This is a genomic window from Sessilibacter sp. MAH1 (assembly GCF_054658315.1).
In genome coordinates, this window is sequence record NZ_BAAGIC010000002.1 from 386,624 (window position 1) to 398,628 (window position 12,005).

Here is a 12,005-nt window from a genome sequence, read left to right on the forward strand (position 1 = left end):
TACTTAATCAATGAGGTTGTACTTAATCAATTTAGATTATTAACCTGCCCCTTCCCAGAAATTAAGCTTTACCATTTGAAGCAAAAGATGTTTGCTCAAGTACTGCGATAAAGGGCTGGATAGAACAAGCTCAGTTGTCAGAAGACCTCCCTGTTCTGCTTAATCAATTGTTGAGATCATATCGGAGATAAGTAAGGCATCCGACGTTCGATGATTGAAAAACGATAAAGAAATTTTGCTCCGTGAGTAATATCTTAGCTTAGGAGGATCCTGTAAATCCGTTGCGACCTGTTCGATCTGAGATTATTCATGTTCTATTAATTGGATTTCCAGTTGTTCGTTTATCAAGCGTTTAAATTCTTCCTGACTAAAAAGATGCAGAGATTCTGCAGATTCTGCTAAAGTTTTATTGCATATGTCTGCTTGCTGAGCGATCTTTGTCGCCACATCATAGCCAATTTTAGGTGCTAGCAGAGTAATAACGGACAAGTTGTTACGCATATTGATATCAACTTGAGTACGATTAATTTTTAAACCTCGTATAGCGTTTTCTGAAAAAGAAGTTATTGCATCGGCCAGCAAATCGATGCTTTCTAAAACATTATGAATAATTACTGGGCGATAGGTATTCATTTGCAACTGACCGTTTGAAGCAGCAAGAGAAACCGTCAGATCATTGCCAAATACCTGTAAACATACCATGCTTAATGCTTCACATTGGGTTGGATTTACCTTGCCTGGCATAATAGAGCTGCCAGGTTCATTTGCCGGTAAATGCCATTCATTTAGTCCACAACGAGGCCCACTACCGAGCAGTCGAAAATCGTTGGCGATTTTAAATAAGGTCGCGGCCAACTGTTTGAGTGAACTGCTGTAAAATAGTAACGCATCTGCTCCAGAAACTGCCGCGTATAAGTTTGGGTGCTGAACAAATGGTAACTGGTATTGCTCTGCCAACAGTGCAACCACCTTTTGGCCGAATAACTCCGGTGCGTTAGCACCTGAGCCCACTGCCGTACCTCCCTGAGCTAACTGATAAACCGCACTCAAACTGTCTTTAATTGCAATTTTTGCTGCTGTTATTTGATTGCCATAGCCCGACAACAGAGCGCCCGCATTAATTGGTAGCGCATCCATCAAATGAGTACGCCCGACCGTATAGATGCTCTTAAATTCTGTTTGTTTATGGGATAATTCGCGCTCCATTAACTCGATAGCGGGCAGCAGTATTTTTATTGTCTGCTGTGCTACAACGATATGCATGGCGCTGGGAAATACGTCATTGGACGACTGTGACATATTAACGTGATCATTCGGGTGTAATTCTTCAGCATCTATTGATTTGTCACTTGGATTGTTTTGGCGCAAAAAGGTATTCGCCAACGATGCAATGACCTCGTTGACATTCATATTAGTTTGCGTGCCCGATCCTGTTTGCCATATCCGTAATGGAAATTGATCACGGTGCTTACCGTTTAGAATCTCATCACAAGCATGAACAATGGCTTTAAACCGTTTAACGTTTATCAGTTTTAATTGGTAATTAATGGTTGCGCAGGCACGTTTGATGGAAACTAGGGCGTTAATAAAGTCCGAATTAAAAGTATGGTTTCCGATATCAAAATATTTTAGCGACAGTTGAGTTTGTTTGCCCCATAACTCATTTGTTTGGATTGCAGACAAACCATCGGCACCTGTGTCCTGCTGGATTTCGGACCGCTTATTTACCGAACTTTGTTTTGATTGTTTAGTCGTGATATCGGTCATTGTGTTGGTTATTTATGAATTGTTGAGCAACATACGGCAGAACACCACCGGCAAAAAAATAATCGAGTTCTTGATAATTGTCGATTCTAAGAACTACCGAGATAGTGCGCGTCAATAGAGGTTTGTGACTGCTGGATGTCTGTTGACTACTTGTTATTTCCAGAAGCATCCTTTGTTTGGGTAGCAGTTGATTATTTTTGATAGTATCGGTTGGCCTTAGAATGGAGATGCTCTCGTCACCGTTTAACGACAAATCATCGATGGTTGTTTCTGGTAATAGTTGCAATGGCATAATACCCATTCCAACTAAGTTGCTACGATGAATACGTTCAAAACTTTCTGCAATAACGGCTTTAACATTCAACAACAAGCATCCTTTCGCGGCCCAGTCACGGCTTGAGCCGGTACCATATTCTTTGCCTGCAAAAATGACCAAAGGAATATTCTTCTCTGTGTAATACTGGCTAGCCGCGAAAATAGTCACGGGCCCAGCTTCTTCAATGTTGATTGATTGGCTTGTATTTTGTGTATTCTCGGCGTCTTCATATATGCGAGTAAACCCCCCTTCCATTGGCGTCACTATGGCATTTTTCAGTCGCTTGTTAGCAAAGGTACCGCGTACCATAATTTCATGATTACCTCGACGTGCACCATAACTGTTAAATTGGTCCGGTTTAACATGGCGCTTTAGCAAATATTCTCCTGCAGGACTATCCAGGCTAATTCTTCCTGCTGGTGAGATATGATCTGTGGTAATGGAGTCGCCCACTATCGCTAAAATTCTTGCCGCAATAATTGGATTGGGTTTTTCATGCTGCTGAAAGAAGGGAGGCTTACGAATATAGGTCGATTCTGGATTCCAGGGAAAACACTTACTGCTTGTGACATCTAAGTCATTCCAATACTCATCGCCTTGCAAAATATCTTTATAAGACAGCGCATAGAGTTCTTGGCTGACCTGCAGCATCGCGTGTTCGAGCTGCGAATTATCTGGCCAGATATCACTTAAAAAAACCGGGTTATTTTCTTGATCAAAGCCTAAAGGCTCTTTATCAAAATTGATCCGCGTATGCCCTACTAAAGCAAAAGCTACGACCAACGGTGGTGAGGCCAGCCAGTTGAGTCGGACGGAGGGGTGAATTCTTCCCTCAAAGTTACGATTGCCAGAAAGCACAGCACTGACGTGTAAATTGCCCATTTCAATCACGGATTCAAGATTATTGTTTAAGGGGCCTGAATTGCCAATACAGGTTGTACAGCCAAAGCCAATTCGCTGAAAACCCAGCTGATCTAGGTAGGTTTGCAATCCAGAACGGTTCAGATAACGAGCAACTACTTGGGAGCCGGGTGCAAGTGACGTTTTAACATGGGGCTTAACCAACAAACCTTTTTTAACAGCTGCTTTGGCAAGCAAGCCGGCAAGCAGCATGACGCTGGGGTTGGATGTATTCGTGCAGGAAGTAATGGCAGCAATCACCAAGTCACCATCCATCAGCGACGACTGAGCATCACTTGATTCACTAACGCCAGCGTGACCTGCCAGTGCACATTCGTCGAGGGTTTTTTGCTTAATTGCGGCAAGTGGTAAGCGATCTTGTGGACGCTTGGGACCTGCGATACACGGAACAATGTCATTTAAGTTGATGACTAAGCTTTCCCCATAAATGGGCGCTTGGGATTCATGATCAGAACTGTAAAATAGTTCTTGTGCAACAGCGTAATCGTAGACTCGCTCAACTAATGAGGCCGGTCTATTCGTTAAGGTTAAATACTCGATAACTCTTGCATCAATTGGAAATAATGCGCAGGTTGCTCCGTATTCAGGCGACATGTTGGCAATTGTGGCACGGTCAGCGACGCTAAGATTACTGACACCAGCTCCATGAAATTCAACATATTTTCCTACCACACCATGATTTCTTAAAATCTCCGTGATACTTAGAACGAGATCCGTTGCGGTAACGCCACAGGGCAACTCACCGTCTAATCTAACGCCCACAACACGAGGCGCATTCAAACTTAAAGGCTGCCCTAACATAACCGCTTCGGCTTCAATGCCGCCCACGCCCCAGCCGAGCACCCCGAGCCCATTGATCATGGTGGTATGACTATCAGTGCCCACCAGCGTATCTGGAAATAGCACGTCCTCTTTTTTACGTATCACTTGGGCAAAATATTCGAGATTAACCTGATGGCAAATACCTTTTCCTGGAGGAACCACTGTAAGATTTTCAAATGAACCCTGAGCCCATTTTAAAAACTGATAGCGTTCTTTATTTCGTTCCATTTCACGTTGGCGGTTGTACTGCAATGCATTTGAATGGCCTGTTTGATCTACAATAACGGAGTGATCAATGACAAGATCGACGGGACACATAGGATTGATTTTTTCAGCATCGCCGCCACTCGCAAATACGGCATCGCGCATAGCTGCCAAGTCAGCAATGGCGGGTACGCCAGTGTAGTCTTGCATGAGTACGCGGCTAGGGTAAAATTGAAACTCGAATTCGGCGGTATTAATACCTGAGATCAACGCCTTAATTAAGACCTGTAAATATGCGGTATTTTCTTCATCTACATTGTTTTCAATGTTGCGCATGATATTTTCTAAAAACAGTCTTATAACTAAAGGTTGATCACCTAACGTAAAGTCAAAATCTTGTGCCAATTGCTTTAAAGACCAATACATGTTTCTACAGCCGCTTTCACCCAGATGAGTGAGATAGCGTTCACGCCATTGCTTTTTCGTAGTAGGAATTATGTTAATCATAATAAACAAGACCAGTCTGTGGATGCCATACGCTATTGAACGATGCTCGTAGCGGGGAGCTTGCAACCTAAATTGGTAGACTTATTTTCGATGTGCCAAGATAAACCGGTATGACGGCTGAGTGCCAGCACCTTGCCTGAATCAATCAATGTTATTTGAATCTCAGCTGGTGTTGGTTTATTTGAAATTGTACTTTGTTTATTCATTTTATTTACTCTTTAATTATATTACTAATGTTAGAAATTATATTTGAGCCTTTAAATCCTTTATTTCATTAAAAGTTTGCTATAAATCCTTTAGAGGCGGAAATTGTATCCGCTCAAAAAAACAGAACGGATACAGAGAAATTCAAAAATCAATTTCAAGAGAGTCGAGTTAGTTCTTTTTAATTGAATCTTTTGGGTCGTTTTTTTGATTAGATTGGTCTGGCTTCTGCGCAAATTGTTTTTGTTGCTCAGGTTTTGGTTGTGATGTTTGAGCTGGTTTTTCAGGCTTGTTTTGGTGTTCTTTATTTTCTTGTGACGTTTTCATTTCTTCTCACTTTCTATTTTCGAGTCCACAGACTGTGGTTTCTCGTTACGAACATAATGCTATTCTTTTAGTGCAATGTCCGTACGTTACCGAACATACCCGACATTTATTTATTTTTAAGATGGCTATGAAACAAAAAATATCTATAGGAACCTCTGATTAACTCATCCATGATTTAATTGGAGGAAAGAAATTGAAAGATGCGATTCCAATTTATTCATAATATCAAGCGCTTGCTGGTCTTGAGGTCGGCAATGCCTCCCTGTGACTATATAAACTTTAGGCTAATAAGAGTTTTCTATAAATTTTAAAAACAAAAGCGGAGTACTTTATGATTCAAGAAAATGGTACTAGCAGTAGTAAATTAAATATTAATACTAGTGCTGGCGTACAGGTTGATTCAGACACTCTTTTAGTGAATGTAAGCAACATGCTTGGTTATAAAATTGTTAAAAAAATAAAATTATGGGGAATATTAAAGATATTGTATTTAGCGTAACACGTGGATATATTAGTTACGTGATACTTTCCTCTGATTTATTTTTAAGCATAAACAGAAAGCTCATGCCTAAACTAGTAAATGCTCTTAAATTCGACGTAGAAAGAAAACATTTTCTGCTGAATATAGGAAAAGAAGTTCTGACAACTCAATATTGCTGAATTTGAGGCTATATTAGGTTCAAATACCCTATTTTGACGATAAGAAATTTAATAATATTCAACAATTATTAATTGAACTCTTTTTTAATAAAGGAAATAGCCGATCAGTTTCCTTTTTTACAACCGCATAGCATTCACATGACAAGTTCTCCAGTTTTGATCGATCAAGCACTGTTATATGGCCTCTGTGATACTCGATCACTCCCAATTTCTGAAGTTTCCCGGCGGCCTCTGTAACACCTTCACGTCGTACACCTAGCATATTGGCAATTAATTCCTGTGTCATAAACAAATTTTTGCCACTCATTCTGTCGAGTGACAAAAGTAGCCAGCGGCACAATTGTTGATCTATTGAGTGATGACGGTTGCAAACAGCCGTTTGAGCCATTTGAGTAATAACCGCTTGTGTGTACCGCAAAAGTAAAACCAGCAACTCTTTGTGGAGACTAAATTCCTCAATAAATTTTTGCCTAGGTAACCGATAAGCGAAACCGTAGCTCTGTGTTACCGCTCTACTTGGCGTGCTTTCCCCGCCTAAAAATAGCGCTGTACCCACCATGCCTTCGTTCCCAACCACAGCTATCTCTGCGGAATCACCGTTCTCCATTACATATAATAACGATACTATAGAGTCTGTAGGGAAGTATGCGTGACGAAGAGTATCGCCGGACTCATACAATACATGTCCAAGAGGTAGTTCGATCAGCTCAAGGTTTACTAATAGGCGTTGCCGAACCGTGTGGGGAAGGCTCGCAATTAATAAATTTTGGCTTGGATCATGAAATTCTTTGTAGTGACTCATAATTGAACGATTCCTTATAAACTTATCGTACTGAGTTAACGACGAAAAATACCAGCATAATTGGAGTGTTTTCGATTACATATTTTTGTTGAGTAACGTGCAATTGATTGTTATTGATTGAGCTGCATGTACACACCACCCGCTATTAGCGCTAAGCCAATAAAGATTACAACAAGACTAGGCCACGCAAATGAATGAGCTAAAAAAGATTTGGCTGGATTTTTGGGGTTGTAGAAAACTTTGACTTTATCACCAACATATAAGCCTACCAATCTTCGCCTAGTTTCTATAATCGGCGCGGAATAAAGCTGATTGCCGGTGTATTTGCCTCCATCAACAACATAAACATAATTGAGGATTAATTTTTGTTTTTTACTTGAACCAGGGTTTGTATTATAGCTATTTAACATGCCAATCTTTATTATTGGATAGATAGCAATAGTTATCTGTCTAATTTCGTTTTTTTGAATCTTACCTATTGTTTCTGGCCATTTGCGCTTAACTAAAGCCCGATACAAATTAAACAGCCCCATTACCAACACAAAGGCGCCTGGGATTATATGAATGATTTCTTTTTCCATGAATACTTCTGTTTATAACAATATTTTACAGACGCAAAGCAAATTTTAATAGTAACTATGACCGGAAACAGTAACTATGACCAGAAACAGTAACTATGACCAGATAAGTGGCATAATTGCGTGATATATTTTATCACTCATCAGTTAAGTCATTCAAAAATATTTATGGATAAAAATCGTATTGATCGAGTTAAGATATTTTTAATAATTAGGCGAAACGCCACTTGCGACAGTTTGAAGGCAGAAAGAAGGCGCGGTACGATGAAATCATTGCACAACAACCTTCTATTCTTCTACATTTGGCCACTCGAAGAAATTGGCCTATTTAGAAGTAATTTTTTGATTAGAAGAAATTTTTAAATGAGCTTTATTCTGTAGTCATTTCGATGTGCGTTTTATTCTTAGAGTTTAATAGCATTACACAACTCTAGGTACTATTTATGTAATATTTGATAAAGTAACACTTACGGTTTCTTCATACGGAAAAACAGAAGGCCCAAATTGGTTGTAGATTGCAACATCAGCCGCGTCACGACCGTATCCAATTGCTACATAACCCCCTTTTTTAGTATCTTGTGTTGCGTCGAATGTATACCAACGTCCCGAGACATAGGCTTCGAACCATGCATGCAATTCCATAGGGTTTAATGTGTGAAAATAACCCACAACCATACGTGTTGGAATGCACAAACTGCGGCACAATGCGATACCAAGATGCGATAGATCTCGACATACTCCGACGCGAACCTTATTTACTTCAATGGCAGATGATGGAAACGAACTGCTACCTGGTTCGAAACGGATGTTCTCTCGCAGCCATCTCTCAATTGCTGCGACCTGATCGTAGCCTGGAGAGTGATTTAACACAATTTCTGTCGCCATCTCGTTAAAAAAATCAGATTCACAATACCGGCTAGGAAGAAGATACTTGAGCACGCTGTTAGGAAGATTCTCTACATTAATAAATTCACCTCCGTGACCGATGTCCACTGTATCAGAGGTTTTAATAATTGCGGTGGTCGATACCATGAAATCGCCCGGTGGTGCGACTAACCTTTGGCAGAGGTTTCCAAAATCGTCTGTAAATTCAAAAGCAGATACAGGTGGGCTAAGAATGTAAGCCTCAGAGGCAACCCATTGCTGGTCTCCACTTCTGGGTCGTAGCATCAAAATAAACGGTGTGGGAGTTTTAATATCGAACCTTAATTTACAACTTGTGCGTAACCACATTAAATTATTCCTTTTAATAATGATTAACTGATCTCAGTCACCAAAACTTCCACATTCATAGACGCGCCACTACTTCCATAGAAGCTTCCAGAAATGGGTGGCACGGATTCTGGCCGTCTGGCGACCGCGGTAGCGATATGGTGAACTCCAGCTACGGTTCCGTAGGTGGGGTCGAACCCTTTCCAACCGGCACCGGGAATAAAGACTTCTGCCCATGCATGGGTAGATTGATTTTCTTTCGATATACCGTCTGAATAGATATAACCGCTAACAAACCGTGCGGCAAAACCCAGTCGTTGTGCAGCAGCCATAAAAAGACTGGCAAAATCCCGACAAGAGCCCGAATTGCTGGCAACGGTATACTCCGCACTTTGAACGCCCTCTTCTTCTCGTCTTACATAGACTAGGGTTTTAAAAATACGTCGATTTATACGTTCAAGTAACGAAAATGTTTGAATTTTTTCATAGTTTTTCCAATTCTCATCCACCCAATCAGTGAAAATCCGATTTAATTTGTCTGGATTTGTTAAATAAGGTGATAAAGAAATAGTATCTTCATATCGATAAGTGAATGGGTAATTAACTGCATGCACGGAAACTAAAAAGTCTAAAGGATTTAAATCGTATTTTTGTATTATTATTTCACTTTCAATGGTTAAAAAGTTTGATTTATCTGTAAATGACGCAGTAGCCACTGAATTGCTTTCTACATCTCGATACCAACGCACAACAGCAGAAGGAAAGATAGTCAACTTGGAGGACTCAATTCGTAAATCATGCCCCTCTCGTGGTCGTAAACGAAAGGTATGCGGTAATAGCTCTACATGATCGGTGAAATCATATCTTGTTTTATGAGTGATCTTAAGTCGCTTCAAATTAATTCTCTTTGTTTACTATTATTAATTTCGTACTTCGTTATGGTTTAGCGTATTGTTTTTACGGGTAAGAAAAAACAACAAACTTATTCCCAATATTCCTGATGCAAGTGAAGCCAAGAGTATGCCCAGCTTGGCTGAGGCAATTAATTCGGTGGTGAACGCCATATTGGCAATGAATATCGCCATAGTAAAACCAATGCCGGCAAGAATACTTGCGGAGAAAACCAAAGACCAATTTAAATCATTAGGTAGACTCGCAATTTTTAAACGAACAGCTAACCAACTAAACAGAGATATTCCAAGTGGTTTGCCTATAAAAAATCCCAAAAAAACCGCCATAGAAATTGAGCTTGAAAATTTCATATTGACAAGATCAATACCTGCATTGGCGAGCGCAAATAATGGCATAATAACAAAACTTACCCAAGGATGAAGCATAATTTCCAAGCGCTCAACGGGAGACAACGCTTCCCGCGCAGCTGCCTCAGCAGTTTTTAATAGCTGTCGATTGTGAATGTTATCACTCAAATATTCTTTAGACGGTGGCATCACAACACAATCAATAATTTTACGAAGGCGTTCTTCACTTACCCACTTAGTCGTCGGTGTCATCAATCCGAGAATAACACCTGTTGCAGTAGCGTGAATACCAGATGCATCCACAAACAACCAAATAATGATACCAACACCAAAAAAAAGCCCTAAATTACGAATTCCGGCTAAAGCCATTAATCGGATAACAACAAAACCAATAAGCGATAATCCAATATAAGAGAAGCTTAATTGCTTACCGTAGCCAATAGCGACAACCATAATCGCGCCGATATCATCAACCACAGCGAGAGAGAGCATAAATACACGCAATGTGCGTGGTATGCGCCGTTCTAGTAATGCGAGCCCGCCAATAACAAACGCGGTATCAGTTGCCATCACAGTCCCCCACCCGTGTTGACCTAATTCCCCATGTTGAAAAAACAGGTAAATAAGTGCCGGTACTATCATTCCACCGGTCGCCGCTGATATAGATAACATCGCCAAGCGTGGCTGACTAAAGTCTCCCAGTACAATCTCTCGTTTTAATTCAAGTGCAATTAAGAAGAAAAATAATGTCATTAAGGCATCATTTATCCAATCATGTAAAGTTCGTTCAAATGAATAGCCGTTGATGGTCAAACCAAATGAAATTTTCCAAATATCTTTAAAAAAATCGCCAAATGGTGAATTGGCCACAATTAACGTTAGAACGGTAAAGAATAAGAGTAATAAACCCGCGGCGGCTTCTATTTTAATAAATCGCCTGACAGGTTGTGTCAACCAATCAATGGGGACTGCTGGCAACTGAGAGGGTCGACCTCTATTATTTGAGAGTAAAAGATCGGCTAATTTCTTTATGATGAGGTTTCACTTTATGAGGTTAGTTAAATGTACGAGATTTCACTTTTACTTAGATAGAGTTCATTGTGTATAGATATTTATACGTGACATTTTTTAAAAACGGAGGCATTATTTTATGAACCCTGACGAGCTCTCCCCTAAATAACCAGAGTTGCCTTTAAATTTTTCACTAAGCGCATTTTCAACTGTAACATTTTTAACTGTAAATAGTGATGCTACGTTTTTTAGTCTTGATGATGCTCATTGAAATTCAGGTTTAATTACTAGAAAATTCCATAGCTACTTGTTCAATAAGTGGTTGTTTTTGCATGGTTTTAAAAAGACAATAATCTATTAAATTAACGATTGTCTGATCATAATCATGACCTTGATCGATTCTAAATGCTTCTGGAAAATAACTGGTTCCCATGGTCATTCCAGGGACTAAATTAATTTCCATAAAAAAACATTTTCCAGATTTGTTTGACTTGATGTCTATTCGCGCAAAACCTTCGGCCCCTATTTTCGTGAATACCTCAACAGCAATTCTTCTTACTTCATAACTAATTTGAGGGTCGGTTATTACTTTAAGTACTTCATTGTTTTCATATTTTATATCTTTGCTAAGTATTCGGCGACCTTGGTTTAACTCTGGTGGTTCTACCTCTACCGCTGAGATAAGAAGTTGTAGTGGTCAATTATTTTCATACCACCCTGTAGGAGGTTTTTATCATTTAAATGCTTTCTCAACTTCAGCTGGTGTTGCGTAGTTGTTGTAGCTGTGTCCGCGTATAAAATTGTAGTATCGTATAAATGCAAATACATCAGTTGTTGCTTGGTTTACTGATTCGTAGCCAACTTCCGGTATCCATTCTGTTTTTAATGTTCGAAAAACTCGCTCCATTGGGGCGTTGTCCCAACAATTTCCTCGCCGACTTAAGCTTTGGATCATTTTAAAATCAGTTAATGATTGCTGGTATTGATAACTGGTGTAATGGCAGCCCTGATCCGAATGAAAGAGAACGTGTTTCGGTTTGCCTCGTGAGTAGTACGCGGTTGTTAATGCTTTGTTTGTGAGTGTCGTATCTGGACTGTCTGACATTGCCCAGCCAACGATACGTCTAGAAAATAAATCAATAACCAACGCTAAATACAGCCATTGTGTACCGCTCCAGAGATAAGTCACATCGCCGCACCAGACGTGATTCGGACGTTCAATGGTAAACTCTCGGTTCAATGTATTGTCTGCAACGTTTGATGGTTTATTTGCGACTTTAAACCTCTTAGGCCCCGGCTGTTTACTGCTAAGATTTTGTTCGGACATCAATCGCCTTACTTTAAAAAGCCCGATGGATTCTCCCGATTGATTGAGTACGCCGCAAATCGTACGAGCACCGGCGCTACCACGAGAC

General features: G+C 40.1%; 13 protein-coding genes. 2 read left to right on the forward strand and 11 right to left on the reverse strand.

Annotated elements, in window-relative coordinates; genetic code table 11:
• Nucleotides 1-303 precede the first annotated feature (303 nt).
• The 4 genes from ACYQ28_RS03460 to ACYQ28_RS03475 form a co-directional block, all read right to left on the reverse strand.
• Nucleotides 304-1,767 carry a class II fumarate hydratase gene (locus ACYQ28_RS03460; RefSeq protein WP_460048100.1) on the reverse strand — a complete coding sequence of 488 codons (1,464 nt, stop codon included), beginning with the start codon at nt 1,765-1,767 and terminating at the stop codon, nt 304-306.
• Complete coding sequence (acnA, locus tag ACYQ28_RS03465) at nt 1,748-4,537, reverse strand: aconitate hydratase AcnA (RefSeq protein ID WP_460048102.1); 2,790 nt, start codon at nt 4,535-4,537, stop codon at nt 1,748-1,750. The genes ACYQ28_RS03460 and acnA overlap by 20 nt, the downstream gene beginning before the upstream one ends.
• A gap of 32 nt (nt 4,538-4,569) precedes the next feature.
• A complete protein-coding gene (locus ACYQ28_RS03470; protein ID WP_460048103.1) occupies nt 4,570-4,743 on the reverse strand; it encodes a hypothetical protein in 174 nt (57 codons plus the stop codon).
• Nucleotides 4,744-4,912: 169 nt separating this feature from the next.
• Nucleotides 4,913-5,068: a hypothetical protein gene (locus tag ACYQ28_RS03475; RefSeq protein ID WP_460048104.1), complete on the reverse strand. Its 156-nt coding sequence runs from the start codon at nt 5,066-5,068 to the stop codon at nt 4,913-4,915.
• A 331-nt stretch (nt 5,069-5,399) separates the two neighbouring features.
• On the opposite strand from ACYQ28_RS03475, the gene ACYQ28_RS03480 reads away from it, so the two are divergent.
• Entirely contained in the window at nt 5,400-5,567 is a 168-nt protein-coding gene (locus ACYQ28_RS03480; RefSeq protein WP_460048106.1) for a hypothetical protein, read from the forward strand.
• The gene (locus tag ACYQ28_RS03485) at nt 5,534-5,728 is read left to right on the forward strand and encodes a PRC-barrel domain-containing protein (RefSeq protein ID WP_460048108.1); all 195 of its coding nucleotides are present in this window, start codon (nt 5,534-5,536) and stop codon (nt 5,726-5,728) included. Before ACYQ28_RS03480 ends, ACYQ28_RS03485 begins: the two co-directional genes overlap by 34 nt.
• A 58-nt stretch (nt 5,729-5,786) precedes the next feature.
• Here the strand turns inward: ACYQ28_RS03485 and ACYQ28_RS03490 are convergent, their stop codons facing one another.
• The 7 genes from ACYQ28_RS03490 to ACYQ28_RS03520 form a co-directional block, all read right to left on the reverse strand.
• Complete coding sequence (locus tag ACYQ28_RS03490; RefSeq protein WP_460048109.1) at nt 5,787-6,530, reverse strand: Crp/Fnr family transcriptional regulator; 744 nt, start codon at nt 6,528-6,530, stop codon at nt 5,787-5,789.
• A 110-nt stretch (nt 6,531-6,640) separates the two neighbouring features.
• A complete protein-coding gene (locus tag ACYQ28_RS03495) occupies nt 6,641-7,111 on the reverse strand; it encodes a DUF3592 domain-containing protein (protein ID WP_460048111.1) in 471 nt (156 codons plus the stop codon).
• Between the two features lie 438 nt (nt 7,112-7,549).
• Complete coding sequence (locus tag ACYQ28_RS03500) at nt 7,550-8,341, reverse strand: transglutaminase-like domain-containing protein (protein ID WP_460048112.1); 792 nt, start codon at nt 8,339-8,341, stop codon at nt 7,550-7,552.
• A 23-nt stretch (nt 8,342-8,364) separates the two neighbouring features.
• A complete protein-coding gene (locus ACYQ28_RS03505; RefSeq protein WP_460048113.1) occupies nt 8,365-9,216 on the reverse strand; it encodes a transglutaminase family protein in 852 nt (283 codons plus the stop codon).
• A gap of 24 nt (nt 9,217-9,240) precedes the next feature.
• Nucleotides 9,241-10,533 (reverse strand): Na+/H+ antiporter NhaA, encoded by a 1,293-nt coding sequence (nhaA, locus tag ACYQ28_RS03510; RefSeq protein WP_460048114.1) that lies wholly within the window; start codon nt 10,531-10,533, stop codon nt 9,241-9,243.
• Nucleotides 10,534-10,870: 337 nt separating this feature from the next.
• Nucleotides 10,871-11,272: a hypothetical protein gene (locus ACYQ28_RS03515; RefSeq protein WP_460048125.1), complete on the reverse strand. Its 402-nt coding sequence runs from the start codon at nt 11,270-11,272 to the stop codon at nt 10,871-10,873.
• 51 nt (nt 11,273-11,323) lie between these two features.
• A partial coding sequence (locus ACYQ28_RS03520; RefSeq protein ID WP_460164688.1) for an IS3 family transposase occupies nt 11,324-12,005 on the reverse strand: 682 nt, incomplete at its 5' end.

Bases quoted from the DNA above. Each gene is read 5' to 3' on its own strand.
- ACYQ28_RS03460 (WP_460048100.1), bottom strand. From the start codon at position 1,767: ATGACCGATATCACGACTAAACAATCAAAACAAAGTTCGGTAAATAAG.
- acnA (WP_460048102.1), bottom strand. From the start codon at position 4,537: ATGATTAACATAATTCCTACTACGAAAAAGCAATGGCGTGAACGCTAT.
- ACYQ28_RS03470 (WP_460048103.1), bottom strand. From the start codon at position 4,743: ATGAATAAACAAAGTACAATTTCAAATAAACCAACACCAGCTGAGATT.
- ACYQ28_RS03475 (WP_460048104.1), bottom strand. From the start codon at position 5,068: ATGAAAACGTCACAAGAAAATAAAGAACACCAAAACAAGCCTGAAAAA.
- ACYQ28_RS03480 (WP_460048106.1), top strand. From the start codon at position 5,400: ATGATTCAAGAAAATGGTACTAGCAGTAGTAAATTAAATATTAATACT.
- ACYQ28_RS03485 (WP_460048108.1), top strand. From the start codon at position 5,534: ATGGGGAATATTAAAGATATTGTATTTAGCGTAACACGTGGATATATT.
- ACYQ28_RS03490 (WP_460048109.1), bottom strand. From the start codon at position 6,530: ATGAGTCACTACAAAGAATTTCATGATCCAAGCCAAAATTTATTAATT.
- ACYQ28_RS03495 (WP_460048111.1), bottom strand. From the start codon at position 7,111: ATGGAAAAAGAAATCATTCATATAATCCCAGGCGCCTTTGTGTTGGTA.
- ACYQ28_RS03500 (WP_460048112.1), bottom strand. From the start codon at position 8,341: ATGTGGTTACGCACAAGTTGTAAATTAAGGTTCGATATTAAAACTCCC.